General features: G+C 58.4%; 24 protein-coding genes. 14 read left to right on the forward strand and 10 right to left on the reverse strand.

Features of this window, described 5'->3' with window-relative positions:
• Positions 1-83: 83 nt before the first annotated feature.
• The 5 genes from ACGYLQ_RS16730 to ACGYLQ_RS16750 form a co-directional block, all read right to left on the reverse strand.
• Positions 84-2459, reverse strand: coding sequence for a type IV secretion system protein B4 (locus tag ACGYLQ_RS16730; protein ID WP_394443992.1), 2376 nt, complete (start codon positions 2457-2459; stop codon positions 84-86).
• Positions 2449-2727, reverse strand: a complete 279-nt coding sequence (locus ACGYLQ_RS16735) for a type IV secretion system protein VirB3 (protein ID WP_008327373.1) — start codon at positions 2725-2727, stop codon at positions 2449-2451. The genes ACGYLQ_RS16730 and ACGYLQ_RS16735 overlap by 11 nt, the downstream gene beginning before the upstream one ends.
• Positions 2720-3004, reverse strand: coding sequence for a TrbC/VirB2 family protein (locus ACGYLQ_RS16740; protein WP_027246639.1), 285 nt, complete (start codon positions 3002-3004; stop codon positions 2720-2722). The genes ACGYLQ_RS16735 and ACGYLQ_RS16740 overlap by 8 nt, the downstream gene beginning before the upstream one ends.
• 107 nt (positions 3005-3111) lie before the next feature.
• Entirely contained in the window at positions 3112-3732 is a 621-nt protein-coding gene (locus ACGYLQ_RS16745) for a lytic transglycosylase domain-containing protein (protein WP_394443994.1), read from the reverse strand.
• Positions 3733-3775: 43 nt separating this feature from the next.
• A complete protein-coding gene (locus ACGYLQ_RS16750) occupies positions 3776-4129 on the reverse strand; it encodes a hypothetical protein (RefSeq protein ID WP_394443995.1) in 354 nt (117 codons plus the stop codon).
• A gap of 204 nt (positions 4130-4333) precedes the next feature.
• Between ACGYLQ_RS16750 and ACGYLQ_RS16755 the strand changes: the two genes are divergently transcribed.
• On the forward strand, positions 4334-4594 hold the full coding sequence (locus tag ACGYLQ_RS16755; RefSeq protein ID WP_394444008.1) for a hypothetical protein: 261 nt from the start codon (positions 4334-4336) through the stop codon (positions 4592-4594).
• Between the two features lie 90 nt (positions 4595-4684).
• Here ACGYLQ_RS16755 and ACGYLQ_RS16760 read toward each other — a convergent pair whose 3' ends face one another.
• Both ACGYLQ_RS16760 and ACGYLQ_RS16765 read right to left on the reverse strand, forming a co-directional pair.
• Positions 4685-5701, reverse strand: coding sequence for an alpha/beta hydrolase family protein (locus tag ACGYLQ_RS16760; RefSeq protein ID WP_394443996.1), 1017 nt, complete (start codon positions 5699-5701; stop codon positions 4685-4687).
• Positions 5691-7334: an RcgA family putative transporter gene (locus tag ACGYLQ_RS16765; protein ID WP_394443998.1), complete on the reverse strand. Its 1644-nt coding sequence runs from the start codon at positions 7332-7334 to the stop codon at positions 5691-5693. Before ACGYLQ_RS16765 ends, ACGYLQ_RS16760 begins: the two co-directional genes overlap by 11 nt.
• Before the next feature lie 179 nt (positions 7335-7513).
• Between ACGYLQ_RS16765 and ACGYLQ_RS16770 the strand changes: the two genes are divergently transcribed.
• Together ACGYLQ_RS16770 and ACGYLQ_RS16775 are read left to right on the forward strand one after the other, a co-directional pair.
• A complete protein-coding gene (locus tag ACGYLQ_RS16770) occupies positions 7514-7777 on the forward strand; it encodes a hypothetical protein (protein WP_276155349.1) in 264 nt (87 codons plus the stop codon).
• 98 nt (positions 7778-7875) lie between these two features.
• Entirely contained in the window at positions 7876-8628 is a 753-nt protein-coding gene (locus ACGYLQ_RS16775) for a hypothetical protein (protein WP_276155348.1), read from the forward strand.
• 106 nt (positions 8629-8734) lie between these two features.
• Here the strand turns inward: ACGYLQ_RS16775 and ACGYLQ_RS16780 are convergent, their stop codons facing one another.
• Entirely contained in the window at positions 8735-9451 is a 717-nt protein-coding gene (locus tag ACGYLQ_RS16780) for a GntR family transcriptional regulator (protein ID WP_394443999.1), read from the reverse strand.
• Positions 9452-9596: 145 nt separating this feature from the next.
• On the opposite strand from ACGYLQ_RS16780, the gene ACGYLQ_RS16785 reads away from it, so the two are divergent.
• From ACGYLQ_RS16785 to ACGYLQ_RS16800, 4 genes are read left to right on the forward strand one after another with little or no spacing between them, the layout of a single operon-like run.
• Positions 9597-10565 carry a Bug family tripartite tricarboxylate transporter substrate binding protein gene (locus ACGYLQ_RS16785; protein ID WP_394444001.1) on the forward strand — a complete coding sequence of 323 codons (969 nt, stop codon included), beginning with the start codon at positions 9597-9599 and terminating at the stop codon, positions 10563-10565.
• 29 nt (positions 10566-10594) lie between these two features.
• Positions 10595-11029: a tripartite tricarboxylate transporter TctB family protein gene (locus ACGYLQ_RS16790; protein WP_276155346.1), complete on the forward strand. Its 435-nt coding sequence runs from the start codon at positions 10595-10597 to the stop codon at positions 11027-11029.
• Positions 11030-11053: 24 nt separating this feature from the next.
• A complete protein-coding gene (locus tag ACGYLQ_RS16795) occupies positions 11054-12556 on the forward strand; it encodes a tripartite tricarboxylate transporter permease (RefSeq protein ID WP_394444002.1) in 1503 nt (500 codons plus the stop codon).
• A 28-nt stretch (positions 12557-12584) separates the two neighbouring features.
• Complete coding sequence (locus ACGYLQ_RS16800; protein ID WP_276155344.1) at positions 12585-13871, forward strand: hypothetical protein; 1287 nt, start codon at positions 12585-12587, stop codon at positions 13869-13871.
• A 563-nt stretch (positions 13872-14434) separates the two neighbouring features.
• Here the strand turns inward: ACGYLQ_RS16800 and ACGYLQ_RS16805 are convergent.
• Positions 14435-15373, reverse strand: a complete 939-nt coding sequence (locus tag ACGYLQ_RS16805) for a GlxA family transcriptional regulator (RefSeq protein ID WP_276155343.1) — start codon at positions 15371-15373, stop codon at positions 14435-14437.
• A 52-nt stretch (positions 15374-15425) separates the two neighbouring features.
• Between ACGYLQ_RS16805 and ACGYLQ_RS16810 the strand changes: the two genes are divergently transcribed.
• The 7 genes from ACGYLQ_RS16810 to ACGYLQ_RS16840 all read left to right on the forward strand — a co-directional run bounded on the left by ACGYLQ_RS16810 (position 15426) and on the right by ACGYLQ_RS16840 (position 23860).
• Positions 15426-16358 (forward strand): 3-keto-5-aminohexanoate cleavage protein, encoded by a 933-nt coding sequence (locus tag ACGYLQ_RS16810; RefSeq protein WP_276155342.1) that lies wholly within the window; start codon positions 15426-15428, stop codon positions 16356-16358.
• A 48-nt stretch (positions 16359-16406) separates the two neighbouring features.
• The gene (locus ACGYLQ_RS16815; protein ID WP_276155341.1) at positions 16407-17960 is read left to right on the forward strand and encodes an ABC transporter substrate-binding protein; all 1554 of its coding nucleotides are present in this window, start codon (positions 16407-16409) and stop codon (positions 17958-17960) included.
• A gap of 70 nt (positions 17961-18030) precedes the next feature.
• Positions 18031-19536, forward strand: coding sequence for a carnitine 3-dehydrogenase (locus ACGYLQ_RS16820; protein ID WP_276155340.1), 1506 nt, complete (start codon positions 18031-18033; stop codon positions 19534-19536).
• A gap of 1 nt (position 19537) precedes the next feature.
• Complete coding sequence (locus ACGYLQ_RS16825) at positions 19538-20494, forward strand: ABC transporter permease (protein ID WP_276155339.1); 957 nt, start codon at positions 19538-19540, stop codon at positions 20492-20494.
• A 3-nt stretch (positions 20495-20497) separates the two neighbouring features.
• A complete protein-coding gene (locus tag ACGYLQ_RS16830; RefSeq protein WP_276155338.1) occupies positions 20498-21319 on the forward strand; it encodes an ABC transporter permease in 822 nt (273 codons plus the stop codon).
• A 3-nt stretch (positions 21320-21322) separates the two neighbouring features.
• On the forward strand, positions 21323-22942 hold the full coding sequence (locus ACGYLQ_RS16835) for an ABC transporter ATP-binding protein (protein WP_276155337.1): 1620 nt from the start codon (positions 21323-21325) through the stop codon (positions 22940-22942).
• 3 nt (positions 22943-22945) lie between these two features.
• Complete coding sequence (locus tag ACGYLQ_RS16840) at positions 22946-23860, forward strand: alpha/beta hydrolase (protein WP_276155336.1); 915 nt, start codon at positions 22946-22948, stop codon at positions 23858-23860.
• A 344-nt stretch (positions 23861-24204) separates the two neighbouring features.
• Here the strand turns inward: ACGYLQ_RS16840 and ACGYLQ_RS16845 are convergent, their stop codons facing one another.
• The gene (locus tag ACGYLQ_RS16845) at positions 24205-25335 is read right to left on the reverse strand and encodes an IS110 family transposase (protein ID WP_276155335.1); all 1131 of its coding nucleotides are present in this window, start codon (positions 25333-25335) and stop codon (positions 24205-24207) included.
• Positions 25336-25631 lie beyond the last annotated feature (296 nt).

Here is a 25631-nt window from a genome sequence, read left to right on the forward strand (position 1 = left end):
ATAAACCACGACGCATAACTGAGGGTGGGTCAAATCTCGGTGAAAATACCGGGTCAGTTCTCAGTGACAATCAACAGTACGGATCATGAAAGCCTCCAGAAGTCCGGGCGGTCGCGGTAATCGGCGCCGACAAGCGCTTCGCCCTTTTCCATGCCGCCAAGGATCGTGAGATTGGGTCCAAGGGCGCTCAAATCGGCATCGACGACGATTGAGCCCTGATCGTCGCGGATCAGCGCCAAGCGGCTGTTGCTGCCCGTGTTGAGAAGGACGTCGAGCTCCTTCTCCGTGAGGTTCAGCATGGCGTAGTCCGCAGGCTGCGCGCGGATATTGGGCAGCAGGATCTGCGTCGGAACGGCTTCGACGATGGTCTTGCCGGTCCGGGTGCGCTCGAGCTGGCTTGCGTATTGCGTCATCATCACCGCGACGGTGTTCTGCTTGCGCGCGGTCACCAGCCAGTTCGACAGCCGCTCGGCGAAATACGCGTTGTCGAGCGCCTTCCAGGCCTCGTCGATCACGATGATGGTGGGGCGGCGGTCCTCGATTTCGCGCTCGACCCGGCGGAAAAGATAGGACAGGACCGCCATCCGTTCCTTGTCGGCCTCGCTGTCGAGAATGCCGGTCAGATCGAAGCCCACGACATCGCCTTTGAGCGAAAAAGTGTCCTCAAGGCTCTGCCCGAAGATCCAGCCATAGCGGCCGTCTTCGGTCCACTCGAGCAGGCGCTGGTGCAGATCGCCGCCATCATCGGTGGACACAAAAAGCGATGCGAAATCCCGCCAGTTCCGCAGGGCCGGATTGGTGGCCTGGGCATTCTGGCGCACGACCTCCTGGATGCGGTTGGTCTGTGCCGGCGTCAGGGGCTTGTCGGCGCGGTAGAGCAGGGTTGTGAGCCAATCCGAGAGCCAGGCGGTGCCGCGCGCATCGGTCTCGGTCCAGAGCGGATTGAGACCCGTGGGCTGGCCGGCATTCAGGGACGCGTAGCGCCCGCCATTGGCGCGGACCGCCATCTCCATACCAAGACGGTAATCGAAGACGAAGATCCGCGCCCCTGCTCGACGGGCTTGGGTCATCAGGAAGGCGGACAGCACCGATTTGCCCGACCCGGGTCGTCCCATGATCAGGGTATGGCCGCTGGTGGGTTCTTTGTCGGGCGAGCCTTGCTCGTGATAGGAAAACCGATAGGCGCTCTGCTCCGGTGTGGGCAGATAGGTGATGACCCTGCCCCAGGGGGTCAGTGCTGCGGGTTTGCCGAGTTGTGTTCGGTGGAAGGCCGCGAAATCCGCGAAGTTGCGATTGGTGACGGCGCTGGCGCGGACGCGCTTTGGCTGGTTGCCGGGGTGCTGGCTGAGGTAATGCGCCTTGGCCGCGACCCGCTCGCCAATCATCTTCACGCCTTCGGTTGCGGCGGCGTTCACGATCTCGGCGCTGAGGGTTTGCAGTTCTTCGAGCGTGTCGCAAAAGAGCGTCACGACCATGTGGTGTTCGCCGAAGCTTTGGCGCTTGGCCTCGAGATCATCGGCGGCGATGTCGAGGGCTTCCAGGAGCGAGAGGGCCGCGTCCTGGCTGGCCTGCATCTGGCGCTTTTGCCGCTTGATGCGGCCCGCCATGAGGTTCGAATTGATCGGCGTGAAGGAGTGCGTCACGATCATGTCGACCGGCAGGTTCAGCATGTCGAACATGCTGCAGGAGGTGCCTTCGGAGTATTCCCCGATGGTGAAGCTCTTGCCGTAGCGGTGGCCCACGACGCCTTCCGAGAGCTCGAAATGATCGCCATGAAACGTCACGCGGGTATTGGCGACGTTGAAGGACAAAAAGCCGTAGGTGTTTGCCGGGTAGAGCGGCAGCTCGGTACCTGTGTTCAGCGCGCCCAGAAACCCCACCAATTCCCCCGATGCGGCCGACAGCAAGCGCGGCTTCAGCTCGGCGAGGCCAGACAGAAAGACGTTCACGGCCTCGCCCAAGCGCTGCAGGCGTTTGCGGGTCTCCTCCTTCAGTCGGTCCGGCGCGCTGCAGCTCAGGAACGGCAGGAGGCTTTTCGGGGGCGGGCGGTGAATGACGGTGAGCGTCAGGGTCTTGTCGCGGAGCCCGCTGGTCTCGAGTTTCGCGCGCCAGCGCCGGTCAACCTCGCCTGCGAAGCTGTCCTCGCGGATGGGGTCGAGATCAGGTTTGATGGCCTTGGAGACCTTGTGGACGTAATAGCTGAATTCCGGCCCAAGCTGCGCGACGATGCGAGCAAAAAGTGCCGTCACCTTGTCAAGATAGGCATCGTCGGTCGTGTAGCTGTTGATCCCCTCGAGCCGGATGCAGCGGAAGAGCTCGTTCACCCGTGTCCGCACGGTCTGGTCGTCAACGAGGCTCACATAGGGCAGCATATGCGCGAGGCGGGTCTCGCGCGCATACCAGTCCGGCGTCATTGTGCGGGGGTCGAGCGCAGCATCACGGGCGTCATCACGGGGCATAGCTGTCCCCGCCATGAATGGATCTGTTGCGCGTGGGTGGCGTCTCCTGCAGCGCTGTCATCATCACGTCGATGAAACGCGGGTCCCAATCCGCGGCCTTCCACAGAACCGGATAGAGTAGGGCGGCGACACCCAGTACCGCGATGTGCTGGACCCAGACGAACAAGAGCACCGAACCGAAGAGCCAGACCATCGCATACATGATCGGCAGGCCCAGTAGCTTGGGCGGGCGCACGAGGCCGAGGAAGAGGGGCGAGCGCTCAGCCACCGGCGAAGACCGCGGCAACAATGGTGGGAGCGGCCGCGACACCAGCGATGCCCACGAGGACCCAGAGCGCCTGGCGCAGGTCGATGATGTTGAAGAACCAGCTGAGAAAGACCCCGAGAACGGCAAGCGTCGCGATGACCACACCAAGGGGTCCGGTCAGCGCATCGACGATGCCCTGGAGCAAACTTTGGATCGGGGAGAGGTCGATGCTCTGGGCGAGGGCGGGTTCGGCAATCAGCAGGAATAGCGCCAGCGAGGCGACAAAGAGGTTTGAAATCCAACTTGTTTGGAAAAAGCGGTATCGCCAATGCACTGCCGCGCTGCGCGCTCTCGTGACATTGCCGATAAGTGTTTTGAGGAATGATTTCCAAAAAGGTTGGGACATCATGAATTTGATCCTTCCAATCGGGCCACGACAGCCATGACGCGAGCCACGTGGTTCTGGGTTTCTCGGTAAGGGGGAATGCCACCGTGTTGGCGGACCGCGTCGGGTCCGGCGTTGTAGGCCGCCAGCGCCAGATGCGGATCGCCGAAGCTTTCCAGCATCATTGCGAGGTAGCGGGCAGAGCCTTCGAGGTTCTGTTGGGGGTCACGCGGGTCAACGCCGAGATCAAGGGCAGTGGCGGGCATCAGTTGGCCGAGGCCAATGGCGCCCGCGCGGGAGACCGCATCCTGCCGGTAGGCGCTCTCCACTTCGATATTGGCGCGGTAGAGGCTCAGCCAGTCCGTGACGGAAAGCTCCGCTCGCCTTAGGCCCGGGTGGCTGGCATAGCGCAGGGCCATAGTCTCTATGGCGTTTAGGACATCGGCGCGGGGCAGGGGCACCGGACCGACACGGGCTGCAAAGCGCATTGCTTCACGCTCTAGCCCAGTTTCATCGCTGCCGAAAACCGCAAGTTCATCGGCTGTCGATCCCTGACCGATGCCGTCATTGTAGTTGCGGGCAAAGCTATTCTGAGACTGCGACGGGTTCAGAGAGCCATCGCTCTCCATGACCAGCACCATCTGTGCCGAGGCTGGCCCTGCCAGAAGGCTGAGGAGAAGAAGGCTAGTCGCTAACGCCCTTGCCGGATGCCGTGAGCTTGTGCGCGGTCCGCTGGCCCTCTTCGAGCGGCACATCGGCATGGGAGAACCCGATACCAATGAAGAAGGACACAACACCGGTGATTGTCTTGAACTCGCGAATCTTGATGTCGTTATAGGTCGTCCTGGTGCGGGCCGTGACCAGAAGCTTTTCGACGCCCTCGTCAGACACGGCACGCATGATCCAGACCCCATAGTAACTGGGGCCCTTCTTATGTGCCGATTCCTGGCACAGGACTTCAGCGCTGTAACCGCTTTCCACGAGCTCGCGGAACCTGGCTTCCGTAACCACATTTGGTGCTTCGATGTCCCAGTTCATGGCCCGGCTCACGCTTTCTCAAAAGACGCAACACCTGGGCATTCCTACTTGAAGCCCAGAGTTACGATAGTATATTAATGACCGCAATAGTATATTTATCTTTCTGCGGCTATACGCTCATCTCAATACCTTTAGGCACGAAACATGCGCTCGTTCAAGGAAACATGTAGTTTTAGTTACCCCCAGTCGTGCGTCCTGCGCTTGCTGCGAGCGTTAGCTGTGTTGTCGCTCGAAAGTGGCTCGGCACTCGCCGACACATGCGTTTCCCCGCCTCGCCCATTTGTTCCAAGTGACCTAAAGGCTGCTTCGGAGTATGTGAACATCATCCATGATGACTTTGAGCTCTACTTTCGCGACATCCAGAGTTATTTTCGCTGCCTTGACGAGGAGCGCACCCGCGCCTTCAAAGAAGCACGCGAGGTCAGCGAAGAATATGGACGCTTCTTGGACTTGGTCCACCGATAACTTCTGCGCAAGACTTTTGGTGTGCGCGGCGGGCAGGTTTAGAATGCCGATAACTGAGCTACAGGCGAGGCAAATCCTCCAGTCTTGCCGTCAGCGGCTCAAGTGGCCGGGTTTCAGCGAGCGAGCCACGCTTAGGCCAGCCCAGATGATGTAGGGCGGAATGGACAGCGAATAATGACCACAATTCAGTTCCAGCAAGCTGGGCTTGGCTCCGACGTTGTTAAGCCCATGTATCAGACTTTTAGAAAGCTCTGGCCGCACCACCTTGTCTCGCTTGGCCAATACCACATGTAGTTCGAGACTATCCCGCGCCAGACGATGCACATGGTTCACCAAGTTTATAGGTGCCCAGGCTCTTCTGAGATCGCTTAATTCGATCGTGGGCTGAAGGCTCGCGGAAATTGTTTGCGTTGCGCGCCCGGTCCATACCATGTCAGCAAGACTGCCAGCCGTCAGGAATAACGCAGCTTTTGAAACAGTTGTGTCGTTGGCAGCAATCAACCCTGCAACCCAAGATCCCAAACTCATTCCGAGTACGGAAATTTCTTTATAACCTTGCCCCTTCAGCCAGCGAATGAGCTTTCGGCCGTCCCATACTGCCTGCCTCATGGATTGCATCGTCCGTCCGAGACTCGGGCTGAGCATGTAATCGGCATAATCAGCGCCGGATCGACTACGCTCGAAATGATATGGAAGTGCCATCTCGATGACCGTGATCCCGCGTCGCGTGAAAAAATTTGCGATCTCACGGTACCGCACGCTCGCATTCCAATGGTGGAACACAACCAGCGCCTGGTCGACTGACCCGCCTTCTGTTACTTTCGCCCAGACGACATTGTTCTCTTCGACGTCGGTAGAAATGCCTGATGAAAACTTGATCCGCTCTCCTTCGCATTCGACGACCAAGTCGTTAATACCCGGTTCATCGAAATAGCTAGGGTCCTCGACAGCCTGGTCTGCAAGATTACAAAAGTTCTCAATGCCTGCCAGATGCCCAGAGCCAGGGAACGCAAGTTCAGTGTCCAGAGCGAAGTCGCTTTGGGTCTTTATCGCGTCCCCGCGCTTCGCTCGCCGTTCATCCCAACGATCAAGCCAACTATAATACAATTTGTTTATCTCCTTGGTCAGTCGTCCGCCACGTAGCGATGCTTGGGTAGATCAGGCCGTAAGCCGCGGCCATCAACCCAATGCATAGCAAGATTGAGAAGCCGGCAATCGCGCCGATCAGCACGTACGCGATGACGAGCAAAGCGATGACTGCCAACATTAAGCCCAGCTTTCTACGACATCGACCGCGGACAACCTCCCCTTGAAGACTCAAGGCGGCGTGTATTCGAACAGATCCATAGAGAAATACAGTGCAGGTCGCCAAAACGATGAGCAGGCTGCTATAGTTCGTCGGCATGCTGTAATCGAGCCAGCCGTTTATGTTCTCATGATGACCCAAGACTGCCAGGAAATCACTGATCATCCAACTCATTATGGTCGTCCCATTTGAAAGCATAAATGTGCTTTGGAGCTTCATGCAGATGGCAATCAATAGCCCCAAGATGCAGCACCGAAAGATCCCGTCCATGAGCCTGAGACCAACGCGATAGATCTGGCGCTTGTTTTGTCCATCTGCCCAGAGTTCAACCACTCGCACAAGTTCCCAAAAATCGGAAACCAGTGTGAAGAGCAAAATGAGTCCGACAAAGAAGAAAAAGAACGTCACACCCATGTAAAGGTAGGCGAGCCCTGTGAAGGCGATCGCCTCTGGTATCGATATGACCTCGGGGCGCTCAATCGCCAACCGAGCCCACTCGATTGGGTAGTTGCCAGCATCGCCAGTCAGCAACGGGGTTAAACACCTATCGATCCACTGAAGAGCGGTCGCTATCGGTAAGCAAACAAGAAAAGCCGACCAATAAGTTACCGAAAAGGCCTGAACTTTTCGCATCCACATGTCGCCGTTCTGGTTTCCTTCACCTTTGTGATTCAACTGTGACCGCCCCGCGCTTTTCCAGTAGATCACCAGGTCGCTGACAAATGCGAAGTAAAGCGGCATGAGCACCATAAAGAGAACTGTCCAGTTAGGTGCCCAAAGGTACCCAACCTGCTTGAGCACACCATTCGTCTGCGGAAAAACAACGCTGTGAATACCTAAAAAATGCGAGGAAAGCCCCAGTGCAACGGCGCCCGCAAATACCGATGCCGGCAGGTCCAAAAGTGATGCTCGGCTGAACAGGCCCTCCGATATACGCGCCAAGCTAAACTGCCACTTCGGCGCGACCAACTTTTCGCTACTTAACCCCTGCGGGAAATCTACCTCGAGATCGAAATTTGATTGCACTGCCTCATCAGGAGATTCTGGTAGATCGCGCTGAACGGATTTCTTGCGCTGTGCTCGCCTTTTGGCAGCGAGCCGTGCTTGCGCCGAAATCAGTTCTTTTTGCCACCGGCTGGTCTCAATCGGATCGTCGCATCCGAACACTCTTGCGAGCCAGCGGATGTTCTCTGTGCTGATTCCCTTCTCATTGTCCTGATACCAGAGCTGCACCGTTCGGAGATCGATACCAGCCTGATTGGCTTCAATCTCAGAGATCGCAGTTGCAAGAAGCTCAGGTGTCCATGGACCCATGGGAAACCCGTCTTTGTCGACGGGGCGACCCGCCCCCGCTGCACTCAGATGTCTCAGCAGGTCTTTGAGGTCACGTTCGTCATCCAACGAAGGTACGAAATATTTTCCGTTCTTTATCAATGATGTAACGTCCTCCGTTTCGTTCAATTTCGCTGACGTTCGCATCGTATCGTGACTTTCTGCGCCACGATAGTGCAACTACAAGCAGTGCGATTCGACATATATCCCATTTGGACGAGAAAGGTATCTAACACTGAACGAAACGATTTTCGTTCGGAGGAACTGGAGGGAATAAAGCGGTGAGACAGATTAAAGTAGAAGCGGAACCCATTGCCCGGTTGCTTGGAAGTGATCGGAAGCGCACGGTCGGCTGGGTATATTTGTGGAATTCGTCTGAGCTGTCCGTGCTGTGGCTCGACGAGCAAGCTGCTGCCAAATCTATCGAGCCATTGCTTCACCCGGAAGGGCTTATAGCCGCGAAAGCGTCCATACCGGTGGACGTGGCCGAGTTTCTTGAAGCGCTTTCGACTGGTGCCGGGGATACTCAAAACAGCAGCTCTTGACAGTTATCAGACTTAGGTAATCAAAAATATATTATTGAACTTGTAAGTATACGATAGATGCAAAGATGATCAACCTGCCAAACCTGTAGGACATACCCATGCCCAAAGCCCTTATTCGTATCGCCATCCTTGTCACTTTAGCATCCACATCTTTCTTCTGGACGGTAGAGCGGACGCGTGCGCAAACCTATCCGATCGACTGTGCGATCCTGCTCTGCCTCTCGGGGGGTTGGCCCGCATCGATGCCATGTTCACGCGCCCGGGCGGAATTCATCCGAAGGATCACGCCTTGGCCGGTAGAGCCTCCGTTGCAAATCTGGCGCTGTCCGATGGGTGCAACCTATGACAGCGAAGACACTGACGACGATGGTGGACCCATCTATGATATTCTTTTCGATAACTCGGGCTTTCCGCTGCTTCAGACGGCTGCTGCTGCTTCATCTCAGGAGGTCGAATTGCCAACGACTGGAGCATTCCCGGTAGAAACGGTTGAAGCCGGTGATTTGACCGATGATTTTACTCTTCGGCGGGTCAAAGATCGCGCCGATATTGACATCAGCGGGCCGGAGTTCAACTTCGTGCGCTCGATACGAGTCTTTGATGTGCGTTTTGCTCAACAATACCAGGTCGGTAGCGAAGGCGACTGCGAGCGCAGGGCGGTGGTCGCACTCGGGACCTACGGGACACAGGGCGATTTCTCTTGGCAGCAGTCATTGATAAACGCCCTGCCGAAAGATCACGTGGGTCTCGAGTTGTGGGGTGACAATTGTCCAAGCATCCGCCACCGTTCGGTGTTCGTCGATTGGCGGGATTACCAAGGCAACTATGACTACGAGCAGGTCACCTACTGAGCCTTGTTTAGGGTTATAAACATAAATTCAAATACTTAAGAAACCTGTAAGAACTATTATGTGATATTGCGCCATCAAAGAGAACTCTTTTACGACCGAACGGAGATTAAGAAGGTGTAAGCTTCCCGCGCTCGCTCTGACGACTCTGCCAACCGGTTCGTAAGTGCACCCTGAGTGACATTTCTATATGGGTCTTCGCCGCAGCCTCGGCGGCTTCCGGATCGCGGCTACGTATCGCGTCCAATATGCGCAGATGCTCCTGGTGTAGGTCTGCCGCACGCCCCTCCGGAATGTATTTCAACCCCTTCAGCAAAGCCATTTCGTCAGAGATCGCTGCAATCGAGCGCAGCAAGAACCGGTTGTGAGCAGCCGAATAGATTGCCCTGTGAAACTCCCAATTGATTTGGTTCAGGATCCGAGGATCGTTGGCTGCGGCCACGCTATTGGCCAGTATCCGATCCATCTCGGCTATTTCGGCAGTTGATGCGTGCTGCGCCGCGAAACGCGCGGCAATACCTTCGAGTTGCTGGCGCAGCTGGTACAGCTCAACCACTTCGTGCCGATCCAGTTCGGCGACGACGGCACCGCGTTGGGGTTCCATCGTAACACGTCTTTCAGATTGCAACCTCCGCAGGGCTTCCCGCACAGGGGTCCGGCTAACGCCCAACTCTGCCGACACGACGGATTCTCTTATCCTGTCTCCGGGGCTGTAAACGCCGTCTCGAATCCAGGCGGATAGAGATTGATAGACATTTTCTGCCAGAGACGGCGCTGTATCCTCGCCGCGCGTTCCCCGCACTACCTTATCTGAACCTTTTGACACTCAGTATTTTTCCCCTGTTCCCGTCCCCTTGGATCATAGCGCGCCAAAATCCGAATAACAAAACTTGTTTTTCTTTGCACGTGATTGTACACATTCAAGAACACTTGTCAGTTTTGCACGAAGAAACGACTCAACAGGAGGGAAGATGTTGAAACATACCTTTACTAAAATTGCTGCGGCAGTTGGGCTTGTGGCCCTTGGTGGCACTGCACTTTCAGCGGCGGAATATCCTGAAAAACCGATCACATTGATCGTTGCATATTCGCCAGGCGGTGGCACAGATACCGCTGCGCGCACCGTGGCAAAATACGTCGAGAAACATCTCGGCCAGCGTCTTGTTGTCGAGAACAAAGCTGGTGCTGGCGGCCAGATCGGGTTCTCGGCTTTGGCGAAGGCAAACCCTGACGGCTATGAAATTGGCTTCATCAACGTCCCGTCTATCCAGTTGGTCAAGCAGCTGCGCGATAACGTACCCTATGAGATGTCCGACTTCGCGCCGGTTGCGAACATTCAGCTCGACCCGGTGGTCGTTGCCGTGGATGCCGGCAGCCCCTATCAAACCCTTGCCGAACTGCTTGAGGCGGCAAAGGCTGATCCGGGAGCGCTGAATATTGGTGCCGATGGTCCGCAATCCAACAACCAGTTGCAGTTGATCGTTGCGGAAGACGCGCTGGAAACGGATTTCAACTTTGTTGCATTCGACGGCTCCGGCCCCGCGATCAAGGCAACCCTGGGTGGGGAGTTGGCCGCTTCCTTGCCGTCGGCAAGCTCGGCAAGTTCGCATGTCGAGGCGGGTCGTCTGCGGGTGTTGGGGGTCTTTGCGGATGAGCGCAGCCCCCTCTTCCCGGATGTGCCCACTGTCAGCGAAGCTGCGGGCACCGAAGTGCCCTCGGTGGGGGCCTCCTTGCGCGGCATCGCAGCCCCTGCCGGTATAGCACCTGAGCACAAGGCTCGTCTGGAACAGGCGTTCGCCGATGTAATGGCCGATCCTGAGTTTCTTGCCCATGCCGAGACTGCCGGTCTGCCGCTCAAATACATGGATGCGGCCGCTTTCGAAGCCTATCTGCAGGAAGCTGACGCTGCCTTGGGCAAATATATCGACCTGATGAAATAACGCAGCCAAAACCTACAGGAAGTGCCGCCATGACAACCCGTACCCGTGATTTGATATTTGCCGCCATCGCCTTAATGCTGGCCCTCGCAATTGCAATCACAGCCTTCGGCTATCCGGTCGGCTCTTCCTATTTTCCCCGCACGCTTGCTGTTTTAATGGCCGTGCTGGCAGTCTTTTTCGGCGGCCGCATCCTGATGGCATCAGATAGCGATGCAACCCGCATGCCGCCGGTGAACCTGACTGCCCTGCTCGCCACGTTCGGGGGGATTGCTGCCTATGTCATGGTGTTGCGGCTGCTGGGATACGAGATTGCCACATTCCTCTTCCTTTTCCTGCTGATGTTCTGGCTGGGCGCAGTGGGCTGGCTAAAGTCTCTGATCCTCTCGGTGTCATTCACGGCATTGCTGAACGTGATTTTCTTTAGTCTGCTGGGCGTCCCGCGCCCCGATGCCCTTCTTCTCTGATCTCCTGCCCGAGGGACGCCGATAATGTTTGATAATATGCTTTTAGGCCTTCATTCGCTGGCCGATCCCGCCCTGCTGTTAGCAGTGTTGATCGGTGTCGTCGGGGGCGTTGTGATTGGTGCCCTGCCCGGGCTGACCAGCACAATGGGGGTAGCTTTGCTGATCCCGGTAACGTTTTCGCTGCCGCCACAGGTTGGGTTGGCAATGCTGGGCGGCATCTACTGTGCGTCCACCTATTCAGGCGCCATCAGCGCCATCCTGCTAAATATTCCCGGCACTTCTGCTTCTGTCGCCACCATGCTCGACGGCCACCCGCTCGCCAAGAATGGGGAGCCGGGACGCGCCATATCTCTTGCGACATTCGCCTCCTGTATCGGGGGAATGGTTAGCGTCGTAGCGCTGCTGTTCCTGGCGCCGCAACTGGCGGAATTCTCGCTCCGCTTTGGGTCGCCGGAATATTTCCTGCTCGCCGTTTTCGGGATCACAGTCATCGCCTCCATGTCAGCAGGTGCTATGGAAAAAGGGCTGATTGCTGGCGCACTTGGTCTGATCCTCAGTACCGTGGGGACCCACCCGTTGACAGGCACCATGCGCTTTACGGGCGGTGTGCCGACGCTGTTCGATGGTATCCCGCTGGTCGTATCTTTGATCGGACTTTATTCCATTCCCGAGGTGATCGACCTCATTGACCGGGCCAAGGGCGCGCGGACAGGAGCGGCAGGGATTGATAAGACCAGCCCTTTTGCTACCCTGCGCGAACTCGGTCGGCAGAAATTGAACATTCTGCGCTCAAGCCTTATCGGCATTGGTGTTGGCATCATCCCAGGCGTGGGCTGCAGTGTTGGTGGCTTTCTCGCCTATGATGCGGCCAAAAAGAGCTCCAAAACACCGCAACGGTTTGGCGAGGGTGCCTCCGAAGGGTTAATCGCGAGCGAGACAGGCAATAACGCCGTCACCGGCGGCACGCTGATCCCGCTTTTGACGCTGGGTATCCCGGGCAATCCGGTCACTGCGGTTCTGTTGGGTGGCATCATGATCCACGGTCTGCGCCCAGGCCCGGAGCTGTTCACCACCAATGCTGATGTGACCTATGGCTTTATCTTCAGCCTGTTTCTGTCGAACTTGCTGTTTGTGCCGGTTGGACTTCTGCTGGCGCGTTACGGGCTACGCATTGTCCAAGTGCCTGCCGGTATTCTTGCGCCCCTGATCTTGGCCCTCGCGGTGATCGGCGCCTATTCGCTGCGCTCTTCCGTGGATGACATCTGGATCATGCTCGCCATCGGCGCCCTTGGCTGGGGCATGGCTGCCTTAGCGGTGCCGCGCGCTCCTCTGGTGCTGGGCCTCGTGCTGGGCACGCTGGCCGAGGGCGAACTGGCTCGCTCGTTGGCGCTGGTGCGCGGTGATCTAGGTGCTTTTGCACTGCAACTGGTTACCCGTCCGGTGGCGTTGGTGATCCTCGTTCTGTGCGTTTCAGCCATCATTCACGGGATCATCCAGCACCGCCGCAACTCGAAATTGCTCGAATAACCTAACACCCTAACTTCCGGAGAAATCCATGTTCGCCATCCAATCTTCCCCTGCCCCAATTCGCAAAGTTGGGGAGGGAGAGAAGCACCATTTTTTTGGCTACTACAACAAGAGCAATTGGGATCGGGCAGGCGAGAAAATCCTCGCGCAAGCCGTCCCTTGGGCCAACCAAAACCTGTCGGCAACCAATGTCGCACAGGTCGGATACTTTGACCTAAAGGATGGTGACCGGTTCCACGTGGTCGGTGAAACAACCGCGTGGAATTGGCAAATGGGGAGCCAGTTGCAATGGCTGCCCGGTTTGCCGGGCAAAAAGGTGCTCTATAATGTGCGCGATGCGAATTCAAAGGGGCAATACCCGGGCTTTGCCGCTCGAATTGTCGACATCGTGACGGGTGCGGAACAGACACTGCCCGACCCTGTGTACTCGGTCGCCCCCGACAGCAGCTTTGCCATCTGTGTCGACTACCGCCGTTTCAACCTGACCCATCCCACCATCGGCTATCACGAAGGTCCGGCGCCTACCGACCTGCCCTTGGCCCCGGAAGATGACGGCATCTTCAACATGGCGTTGCCCGGTGGCGCGATGAAGCTCGTGCTGAGCCTGCAGGAGTTGCGTAATTTCCAGCCGGTTGCTTCGATGGAAGGGGCCGTCCACTGGGTGACGCATCTGGAGATCAATGGTGCGTCAGACCGCGTGCTGTTCATCCACCGCTGGACCCGACGGGTCGAGGATGAAACATGCTTTTTGCACCGCTTGTTCAGCATGGCCCCCGACGGGAGCAATCTGACGTTGCTGGAATGCACCGACCATCCTATTCCGCATCTCGATCAGGACCACGATCCCGACAGGCTCGATACCTTTGATTATGAAAAGTCAGAATATCAGATTTCTCATCCGATCTGGCGAGACGACCGGCATATCATGGTGTGGGGCCCCAACGCAGGCGAAATCCACTATCAGCTTTACAATGTTGACACCGGGCAAGCGCAGGCTGTCGGAACGGACGTATTGACCGAAAATGGCCATATGACCTACTCGCCCGATGGCAAGTGGATGGTTTCTGACACCTATCCCGACAAGAAAACGAACATTCGGATGCTGTTTCTCTACCACCTCGAAAGCGGTAAACGCTACGATGTGGCCGCCCTTGCGACCGATCCTGATCTGGGCAAAGAAAATCGGTGTGATTTGCATCCTCGCTGGCACCCCGATGGCACGGCGGTTTGCATTGATTCCATCCATGAAGGAGAGCGGCAGCTATATATCGTCGATGTCAGTGCGCTTACTGGGGCTGAAACTCGCACTATTTAACGGCGCATGCTGCAACTGAAAACGGCACGACGACCGGCTAGGGCCGGTCGTTCAGCGAGATGTCGTCAGGCATTAAGCTGATGTTTTACCTTTCGCACAGTCAAAGCTGCTGCTGATCGGAGTGGCGCCCTGTAACGGGGGTCACGCTTTCAACGGCTGTCTTAGAATGTCAAACATCACCAGGTACCGTGCATTCTTACTGTTTTCCGGAGCCGCCGCCGGCCAGAGCGCCTTGTGCAACCGCGCGTCCGGCAGGCAGGAAGCCAACGCCCGGTTCAATTACCCGCCGCTCAATCGAAGAGTTTACCTAAGAGGCCTGCCATTTCTTGCGAGCCTGCACGGAGTTGTGCTGTTGCTGACCTTCGTCCCACCATTGGTAACTTTCCTCCCAAACTTGTTGTTTTAGCAAAACGCTGTTTTAGGCAGCCACGGTATACCCCAAACAGGTGCGGTCACCGGGCTGTTCAGAACTGGCCTTCCACTTTCATGCAGTCGCGCAGCAACCGCTTATTCGCATGCAGCATCAAGCCGGACCTGACCGCGATCTTGACGCCATAACCCCGCTACACCCGCGCACTGCGGCGCAACTCGCTGATTGTACTGCCAAACTGTACTTTGAACGCGCGAGCCAGCGTGGCTGCGGAACCAAAGCCTGTACGGGCTGCGATCTCGTGAGTGGGCATGCTCGTTTCCATCGCCAGACTGCGCGCTTGGGTCAGGCGCAGGCGGCGATAGTATTCCCCTGCGGAGACACCAAGCTCGCGATGGAACATACGATCGAGAGACCGCAGTGACACCCCTGCATGTAGTGATACCGCCGCCAGCGGCACCGGTTCTTCGATGAACTTCAGCATCCAGCGCACCGCCCGTCCCAAGCGCGGCGAGAGCGCGCCGCTGTCCGCCCGCCGCGCCTCTGCTGTGTCGTAAACAAAGAGAGTGCTCACATCATGCGCCAGCGCATCCCCGGCGCGGTCCCGGATCAGATCAAGGATCAGGCTCATGGCCGAGGTGGCACTCCCCGCACTTTGCCTGTCGCGGTCAACCACATAGCTGTCGGCCACCACGTCGACCTGCAAGAAGGCTTCGGCAAAAGCGTCCAACTCATACCAATGCACCGTGGCGCGCCGTCCATGAAGCAAACCGGAGGCCGCCATGATCCAGGCCCCCATGTCGAGCCCGATCAGACTGTCGGCTCGCCGAGCGGCAGCGCGCAGCGTCGCGCGCACTCGAGGCAGCTCGGCCTGTTCTCTCACGCCGTAGCCTGCCACGATCACAAGCGCATCTGAGGTCTCAACTTCCTCGATCGCGATATCCGCACGCAGCTGCATCCCAGAAGAGCTGCGCACAGGTTGGCCACCCAGGGTGGCCACCTGCCAATTGAACAGATCAGCACCCGAAATGTCACAGGCCGCGCGCAGAGGTTCGATAGCACTCGCAAGCACCATGTTGGAGAAACCGTCGAACGGTAGAATAACTAACCGGAAGGGGCATTCTGACGTCATATGCAAAGTATATGGCAGATAAAGCCAAGAGAGGAGTCGTTTATTTCCTAATATGGCCGCATCGAGACATCACGCTAACGGAGGCGAAAACGTGAACTGGGATACATTCATCACCTGTGCGGTGACAGGTTCAGGACAGAGCCATACGAAAAGCGACAAAATTCCGGTGACGCCCGCGGAAATCGCCGCCGCCTGCGTCGAAGCCGCGAAAGCGGGCGCGGCCATCGCCCATGTTCATGTCAGAGACCCCGAAACCGGTGCGCCCTCGCGGGATACGGCGCTCTACCGCGAAGTCGTGGCGCGGGTGCGCGACAGCGGAACCGATGTTGTATTGAACCTGACCGCAGGCATGGGCGGGGACATCGTACTTGGCTCGGCCGAGGCACCCCTGCCCCTGAATGAGGACGCCACTGATCTGATCGGTGCGACGGAACGCTTGGTCCATGTGGAAGAACTGCTGCCGGAGATCTGCACGCTCGATTGCGGCACTATGAACTTTGCCGAAGCCGATTACGTCATGACCAATACGCCCGGCACCCTGCGCAGCATGGCACGGCGCATTCAGGCCGCAGGCGTGAAGCCGGAAATCGAAGTCTTTGATCTGGGTCATCTTTGGCTTGCCAAGACGCTGGTTGACGAAGGGTTGATCGACGATCCGGTTTTGGTCCAGCTCTGCATGGGCATCCCTTACGGCGCGCCGAATGACCTTAACTCGGTCATGGCGATGGTGAATAACATTCCCAAAGACTGGTGCTATTCGATGTTCTCCATCGGGCGGATGCAATTGCCATTTGCGGCGCAGGCGGTGCTTGCGGGGGGCAATGTGCGCGTCGGATTGGAAGATAACATCTGGCTGAACAAAGGCGTGCCAGCCTCCAACGGTGATCTGGTGGAACGTGCCGCGACGATGCTTTCGGCGATGAACGTCAACCTGCTGACCCCGGCCGAGGTGCGCAGCAAACTGAACCTGAAAAAACGCTGGTAAACCCGGCGCGGCAAAAGGCGCAGGACGCCAGCAACAAGGGAGATTCATATGACCATATCCAACCTCAACCGTCGCGGTTTTCTGCAAGCTAGTTCCGCCGCAGCATTGGCCTTGGGCCTTGCTCCGGCCGCATTGGCCCAACCTGCCCCCAAACGTGGCGGCAGCGTGCGCGTGGGCAGCTCGGGCGGCGCGACCTCTGACACGCTTGACCCGGCCACAACCTATGGCGGCGTGGTTGCTTTGGGTATGCTGGCGGTTTGCAACACGCTGGTTGAGGTGGACGCGGCGGGCCAGGCGCAGCCCGAATTGGCCGAAAGTTTTGAAGCCAGCGCTGATGCAGCGACTTGGACCTTCCAGTTGCGCAAGGCCAATTTCTCCACCGGCAAGCCGGTAACAGCGCGGGACGTCATCGCCTCGTTCAATCACCACCGGGGCGATGACACGAAATCCGGGGCGAAAGAACTTCTAAAGCAGGTCAAAGAAATCCGCGCCGACGGCGATAATGTTGTGGTGTTCGAACTTCATAGCGGCAATGCCGACTTCCCCTTTGTCACAGCCGATTATCACCTGTGGATCATGCCCGCAGATGACGATGGCAAGCTTGATTGGCAGTCGGGCATCGGCACCGGCGGCTACACGTTGGAAGAGTTCGAGCCCGGCGTGCGGATGCGGCTGAAACGCCGCGACGACTACTTCAAATCCGACCGTGCTTGGTTTGATGACGTGACCATCCTCACCATCAACGACCCGACCGCGCGTCAGAACGCGCTGGTCACCGGTGAAGTCGACATCATCAACGCGGTGCCGACCAAGACCGTGCATATGCTCAAACGTCGCCCCAATGTGCAGACCGTCGAAGTGACCGGCACCTCACATTTCCCCATTGCGATGCAGTGCGACCAAGCGCCGTTCGAAGATGTGAACGTCCGTTTGGCGCTGAAACATTCGGTGAACCGTCAAGAAATGCTCGACAAGGTGCTGCGTGGTCATGGCAGCTTAGGGAACGACCACCCCATTGCCCCTTCGCAGCGGTTCCACGCCGCCGATCTTGAGCAACGGAGCTATGACCCTGATAAGGCGAAGTTCCACCTGAAGAAGGCAGGTCTCGACAGTCTTGATGTGACGCTTGCAACTTCAGATGGGGCCTATGCGGGCGCTGTGGACGCGGCTGTCTTGTTCCAGCAGAGCGCTGCCAAAGCAGGGATCAATCTGGAGGTCAACAGCCGGCCTTCTGATGGCTATTGGTCCAATGTCTGGATGAAAGAGCCGTTCTTCATGGGCTATTGGAATGGGCGTCCGACTTCGGATTGGATGTTCAGCCTGGTCTATGCCTCAGGCGCGGCGTGGAATGAAACCAACTGGCAGAACGAAGAATTCAACGCCCTGTTGATCCAAGCACGGACCGAGCTGGATGAGAACCGCCGGGCCGAGATGTATGCCGATATGCAGCGGCTCTGCCGGGACGACGGCGGGTCGATCATCCCAATGTTCGGCAATTACATCGACGGCAAAAACGACCGTGTCGCCCATGGCGACCTCGCAGCGAACCGGTATCTCGACGGTTGGAAAGCCATCGAACGCTGGTGGCTGACCGACGTCTGACTACCCCCTGCTCTGCCGCGCCCTCCCCCCGTGGCAGAGCCCCTCCCTCTCGACGAATAAGGGCTTTATAATGTCTCAACGGATTTCGAAAGCCGCATGCATTGGCGGCGGCGTCATTGGTGGTGGCTGGATCGCACGGTTCTTGCTTAATGGGATCGACGTGGCGGTGCATGACCCACACCCCGAGGCGCGGCGCATTGTGGAAGAAGTGCTTGAGAACGCCCGCCGCGCCTATCGCCGCATGATGATGGCCCCGCTTTGCCCAGAAGGGCGACTGACCTTTCATGACACGCTTGCGGATGCGGTGAAGGATGCCGACTATATCCAGGAAAGCGTGCCGGAACGGCTCGACCTGAAACATACCGTCATCGCCGCCATCGAAGCCGCCGCCTCGCGGGATGCGCTCATTGGCTCCTCGACCTCGGGCTTTCGCCCCTCGCAGCTGCAAGAGGGCATGGCCCACCCGGAACGCTTTTTCGTCGCGCATCCGTTCAACCCCGTCTACCTTGTCCCGCTAGTCGAGATCGTAGGCTCCCCCGCGAATACCGAAGCCGCCCTTGACCGCGCCGCTGAAATCCAACGCGAGACCGGCCTGAAACCCGTGCGCATCCGCAAAGAAATAGACGCGCATATCGGCGACCGCCTGCTCGAAGCCGTTTGGCGCGAAGCGCTTTGGCTGGTTCATGACGATGTGGCCACAACCGAAGAAATCGACGATGTCATCCGCTTCAGCTTTGGCCTTCGTTGGGCCCAGATGGGCCTGTTCGAAACCTACCGCATTGCGGGGGGCGAAGCCGGGATGAAGCACTTCATCGAACAATTCGGCCCCGCGCTGAAATGGCCTTGGACCAAGCTGATGGACGTGCCTGAAATGACCGATGCGCTGGCCAGCAAAATCGGAGACCAGTCAGACGCGCAATCGGGCCAACATTCGATCCGCGACTTGGAGCGCATCCGCGACGACAACCTGATCGGTATCCTGCAAGCTCTGCGGGCCAACGACTGGGGCGCGGGCGAAACTCTGCGCGAGATGGAAGACCGTTTCTTTGAGCGCGCAAAGACCACCGCCGGTGCCACAGACCCGGACTACACCGCGCCTATGGTGTTGCATGAGACCCGCGTGCCAGGCGAATGGCTCGACTATAACGGCCATATGACCGAATTCCGTTATCTTCAGGTGTTCGGCGATGCAACGGATGCTTTCTTGGGCCATATCGGCATGGATGACGCCTATCGCAGCGTGGGCCGCTCGGTCTATACCGTCGAGACGCATATCCGACACCTCGCGGAAACCAAAGTGAACACACGACTTTCGGTGAAAAGCACGGTTTTGGGCCATGATTCCAAGCGCATTCGCCTGCATCACGAAATGGTCGATGAGGTCGGACAGGTGCAGGCTACCGCCGAGCATATGCTGATGCATGTGAACACGGAAGCCGGGCGCGCAAGCCCGATGGCCGCACCGCTGACCGAACGGCTGGCAGCCCTGTCACCGGGCCAAAGCGGGCTTGCCGCGCCGGACCACGCAGGCCGTCCGATCCGTGACATTGGCTGGCCAAAGCCGGAGGCCGACTGACATGCATCCGCTCGCCCGCATGATCCTGCACCGTCTGGCTCTCGGGCTGTTGACGCTGTTTGCGATTTCCCTGTTCATTTTCCTTGCGATCGAATTGCTGCCCGGCGACCTTGCCGAAGAGGTGCTTGGCCAATCCGCCACGCCCGAAACGGTAGCCGCGTTCCGGCGCGAGCTGGGGCTCGATCAACCGGCCTATCAGCGCTATCTCGAATGGCTGGGCGGCATATTGCGCGGCGATTTTGGCCAGTCGCTGGCCAACAACCGACCGATTGCGGACCTGCTCGCGGCGCGTCTTGGCAATACGCTCTTTCTTGCAATCTATGCGGCGGTGATTTCGGTCCCGCTCGCGTTGGGGCTAGGACTGCTGGCGGCGCTCTACCGGGGCAGCTGGTTCGACCGGGGGGTGAATATCTTTACCCTCTCGTCGATCTCCTTCCCGGAGTATTTCGTCGCCTATATCCTCATGCTGTTCCTGTCGATCCGCTGGGGAATCTTCCCGTCGATCTCGGATTTCGGCAACAACGCTGACTTGGGTGAGATGCTTTACCGCACATTCCTGCCAGCCCTGACGCTCGTGCTGGTGGTGACAGCCCATATGATGCGCATGACGCGGGCGGCGATCATCAATCTTCTGGCCCAGCCCTATATCGAGATGGCCCGGCTCAAGGGTGCCTCCCCCCTACGGGTCATCCTGCGGCACGCGCTGCCCAATGCGCTGGCACCGATCATCAATGTGGTGGCGCTGAACCTCGCCTATCTGATCACCGGCGTGGTCATCGTCGAGGTCGTCTTTGTCTTTCCCGGTTTGGGTCAGTTGATGGTCGATTCCGTCGCCAAACGTGACATTCCGGTAGTGCAGGCAAGCTGTCTGATCTTCGCGAGCATCTACATTCTTCTCAACCTCGGCGCGGATGTGCTGGCCATCGCCACCAACCCACGCCTGATGCACAGGAAGTAATCCATGAGACTTTATAACGGCACTTCCGTCCCGCCCACGGCCGTTTTTGGCATTATTGTAATCCTGATCTACGCTCTTACAGCCATATTTGCCGGGCAGCTCGCTCCTTTTGCAGAGACTGAAATCGTCGGGATGGAGTTTGAGCCGCCCGGCGGGGATTATCTATTGGGGACAGACAATCTTGGGCGGGACATGCTCTCCCGGCTCATCTGGGGGGCGCGGAATTCGATTGGGATCGCCCTCGCCACCACCGCCATCGCATTCTCCGCAGGTGCGCTGCTGGGGCTGCTCGCTGCCGTCGTGGGTGGCTGGACCGATCAGATCCTGTCGCGTCTGGTCGACATGCTGATCTCGATCCCCTCGCTGCTTTTCGCTCTGCTTTTGCTGTCTATCTTTGGCACCTCTATCCTGACGCTAATCCTCGTGATCGCGGTGTTGGAAATGACCCGGGTTTTCCGACTGTCCCGTGCGGTGGCGATGGATGTGGTGGTGATGGACTTTGTGGAGGCCGCCCGGCTGCGCGGCGAAGGCATGTGGTGGCTTATCCGGCGAGAGATCCTGCCCAATATCATGGCCCCACTGGTGGCCGAATTTGGTCTGCGCTTCTGCTTTGTTTTTCTGGCAATCTCGGCCCTGTCGTTTCTGGGCCTCGGAATCCAGCCGCCCACAGCCGACTGGGGATCGATGGTGCGCGACAACGCAGCCTTGATCACCTTCGGCGACATCACCCCCCTGCTGCCTGCCGCCGCCATTGCGCTGCTAACGGTGGCGATCAATTTCGTCGTGGACTGGATGCTTCACCGCACCTCTGGCCTGAAGGACTAAGAGATGAGCAATTCACTTTTAACCATCCGTAATCTCAAGATCGAAGGGCGCAAAGGGAACGAATGGCTTCCGATCATCAAGGGGGTGGACCTTGAGCTGAAACGGGGTGAAGTGCTGGGCCTGATCGGTGAATCCGGCGCGGGCAAATCTACCCTTGGGCTGGCCGCGATGGGCTACACCCGTGACGGCACGCGCATATCAGGCGGGGAAGTCACCTTTGACGGGCTGGACCTGCTGAGCCTCAGCGAGCGCCGCAAACGCGGGCTGCGCGGTAAGCGTATCGCCTATGTCGCCCAATCGGCGGCAGCGAACTTCAACCCCGCGCATCGGTTGATCGACCAATACAGCGAAGGCCCAACCGATATTCATGGGCTGTCCTCGCAAGAGGATGCAGCAAAAGACGCCCGCACCCTCTATGCGCAACTGCGCTTGCCCAATCCGGAAGAGATCGGGTTTCGCTACCCGCATCAGGTCTCTGGCGGGCAGTTGCAACGGGCGATGACGGCGATGGCGATGTCGTGCAAACCCGATCTCATCATCTTTGACGAGCCGACCACAGCGCTGGATGTGACCACGCAGATCGAAGTCCTACGCGCCATTCGCGATGCAGTGCGTGAATTGGGCACCGCGGCGATTTACATCACCCATGACCTAGCCGTGGTGGCGCAAATGGCCGACCGCATCAAAATTTTGCTGCGTGGCGAAGAGGTCGAAGAGCAGCCCACGCGGGACATGTTGAAAAGCCCCAAAGAGGATTATTCCAAATCGCTTTGGGCCGTTCGTAGTTTTGAATCGAAAGAGCGCCCCGCGCCTGAGGGGGAAACCCCAGTCCTGCGGGTCCAGGATGTGACGGCTGAATATATTTATGGCGCCCCGGTGCTTGAGAATGTGAGTTTCGACATTCATGCGGGGCGCACGGTTGCAGTTGTTGGTGAAAGCGGCTCTGGCAAATCGACGACCGCACGGGCGATTACCGGGTTGCTGCCACCGATTGCCGGGCAGATTGAGTTAGACGGCACGCCCCTGCCCTCAAGGCTTGCACAGCGCCGCAAGGATCATCTGCGCCAAGTCCAGATGATCTACCAGTCCGCCGATACCGCCATGAACCCCAAGCAAACCATCCGTGAGATCATTGGGCGCCCGATCCGCTTTTACCTTGGCCTGCGCGGGCGCGCGCAGGAGGATAAAATCCGGGAATTGCTCACCGCAATCGAACTTGACCCGGATGTGTTCATCGACCGTTATCCCGGCTCGCTTTCCGGCGGGCAAAAGCAGCGTATCGGCATCGCCCGCGCCTTGGCGGCGGAGCCGAAATTCATCATCTGCGACGAAGTCACATCCGCGCTCGATCAACTGGTGGCCGAAGGCATTCTGCGCCTGCTGAAACGACTGCAAGACGAACGCGGACTTGCCTATATGTTCATCACCCATGATCTGGCCACCGTGCGCGCGATCGCGGATCACGTTGTGGTAATGCAAAAAGGGCGAGTCGTAGAACAGGGTCCGAAGGGCGAAATGTTCACCCCGCCGCATCACCCCTACACCAAATTGTTGCTCAGTTCGGTGCCGGAAATGGACCCAGACTGGCTCGACCATACAATCAACACCCGACAGGAGGTTTGACAGATGCAGATCACCGACCCTGAAGTGCTGCGTTTTATCGCCGATACCGAAGCCGCCTACCCTGCCGAAGCCAATGGTGCCACAGCGGAGGAAAACCGTCGGATGTATGACGCCATGTGCGCTGTCTTCCGCGCCCCGCGGCCCGAAGGCCTCCCCGTGCGCGATGAGAATGTGGCTGGCGTCCCAGTGCGGCGCTACACGCCCGCGGGTGCTCAGACGCGGCCCTTTTTACTCTATTCTCACGGCGGCGGATTTGTTGTCGGCGGGTTGGACAGCCATGATGACGTCTGCGCCGAACTGGCGGTCTCGACAGGATGTGAGGTTGTCTCCGTCGACTACCGTCTCGCGCCGGAGCATCTGTTCCCCGCCCAGATCGACGACGTTGCCGCCGTTTGGGCCGCCGAGAGCGTCAATGGCAGACAGGGCATCGCGATTGGCGACAGCGCGGGGGGTAACCTCTCGGCGGGTCTGTGCTTTCGGATGCGCCGTACCGGTGGCGTGATGCCGCTGGCGCAGGTGTTAATTTATCCGGGGCTTGGCGGCGATATGGATGCACCGAGCTATCACGAAAACGCCGAAGCGCCGTTGCTGCGCACGCAAGACTTGAAAACCTATTCGGGCATGTTGACTGGCGGTGATATGGAACTGCGCCGCAGCAACCCTGAGGTCTCACCCTTGGTGGCTGAGAGTTTCGCAGACCTGCCCCCGGCCTTTATCGTGACCGCTGCTGTGGACCCTCTGCGCGACGATGGACCGGCCTATCAAAAGGCTCTACAGGCTGAAGGTATTCCCGCAGAGTGGCGCAATGAACCGCAACTAGTTCACGGCTATCTGCGGGCGCGTCATAGCAGTGCGCGGGCGCGCGAGAGTTTCAGCGCGATCAGTGGATGGATTAATGCTTTTCTGAATGGGGCGTGAACACGCCTTCCGTGTCTCAGGACGAAAACGGGTAGATGGCAGTACTAACGCGCTGCCACCAGTTCTCATGATCGCCGTCAAGCCCTTTTTCATAGTAAGTCTTCCGGCGACACCGGGCGCAGTGTGATGTGGACGCGCAAGGTAGGAGACGGAACTGAGACGACGGTTGAGCAAGCTCTCATGCTCGGGTTGGTTACCGCATGACCGTGGTTTCGTCTTGGGGCTGCCTCGGTCTAAGTGGCGAGCGTCGAGTGTGTCTTGGCTCATAACAGGCCACGAGGGTTCCCCACCGCGTTCCGCCCCCAACCTTGCGCGTCGGCGTGGTCGGGGCGTGTCTTTTCTTCTCAGCCTTGGGAGCCGACGTTTTCGATTGGCGCGGCTGTCACTGCTCTGGCGATGGCCCAGATGAAGCCGACCATCTCGCGCGCAATGGCCGTTGTCACGACCACCTTCGCCTTACCCACAGCAACCAGATGGCGGTAGCGCTGGCACATCCGCAACTGCCCCTTCCAGGCAATGTCGCGCACGGCCTGGGGCAGACCCTCATTTCTGTCGTGTAGCTTGCGACTGACGCGCGCTTGCATCCGATAACTCCACGCGCCTTCAATCAGCACGCGCCGTGCAAGCACGCTGCCTGCCTTGGTGATTCCGCCCCGACGCACTCTGGCGCCGCTGGAATGTTCCGAGGGGGTGAGCCCCAGATAGGCCATCAGTTGGCGCGGGTTGTCGAACCGGTGGAAATCCCCGACCTCGGCTACCACTGTCACGGCAACGATGAAGGCGACGCCGCGCATCGCCTGGATCGCTTCGACCACCGGCGCAAGGCTCCAGTTCGTCAGAAGATCGGCGATCTGCCCGGTCAGCCGCTCGATTCTGGTCTCGGCGTCAGTTACGGCATGGATATAATCCTGAAGCACGATTTGCTGGGCCGGATGCTCGAAGCGAACCGTCGTCAGCCAGCGCCGATAGGCCTTTGTCCAGCCTTTCTTACCCGGATAGATCCGGCCGTGGCGGAGCAGGAAACCTTGGAGATGCTGGCGCGCCTTACCGGTGACGCGCACAGCTGTCGCCCGCGCTCGAACCAGATCGCGCATCGCCTCATGGGCCGCATCCGGCACCCAGACCGCCGTCAGTTCACCCGCCCTATGCAGCTTCGCCAGCATCACCGCGTCGCGGCGGTCGGTCTTCACCCGGTCGCCCGCCTTCACCGGAATGAGTGACGGTGCGACCACGATGCAGTCATGCCCCAAGCCGACCAGCTGGCGGTGCAGACCATAGCCGCATGGACCAGCCTCATAGCAAAAACACAAACGGGATCCGTGAACACCCAGTTTCTCGACCAACTTCCTGATGTGGTCCGGCCGATTTGGGATAGTTCCCCAATGGCGCACTTCGCCCCCGCGCTCACCTTGCGCCACGGCGACGGAAATCGTGGCCTTGTGGACATCAAGTCCGATGAATGTGCTATTCTGCATTTGGTCTCTCCCCCATTCTTGAGGCTCGGCACCAGCCTATCTGGTGCAACCCTCGAACAGAGAATGCCGCGGGAGAGGCCGCCGAACCAGTCAGCTCACACGGTGATCATGGGGTCTAATCTCGCGCCAGCACCTGTGCCGCCTGAACAGATTGCGTTGGTGTCGCGTAGCCCATAAGTCCGAGATATGGCGCGTTGAGCACCGAATTTTGCCCTTAAATGCGAGATGCCAGCGCCTTCGAGTGGAGTTTCCTCGTTTTTCCGCGGAGTCTTTGGTCGAACCTTGCCTCAGATTTA

Origin of the sequence: Sulfitobacter sp. 1A12779 (assembly GCF_043557315.1) — a bacterium.
GTDB classification, from domain to species: domain Bacteria; phylum Pseudomonadota; class Alphaproteobacteria; order Rhodobacterales; family Rhodobacteraceae; genus Sulfitobacter; species Sulfitobacter faviae.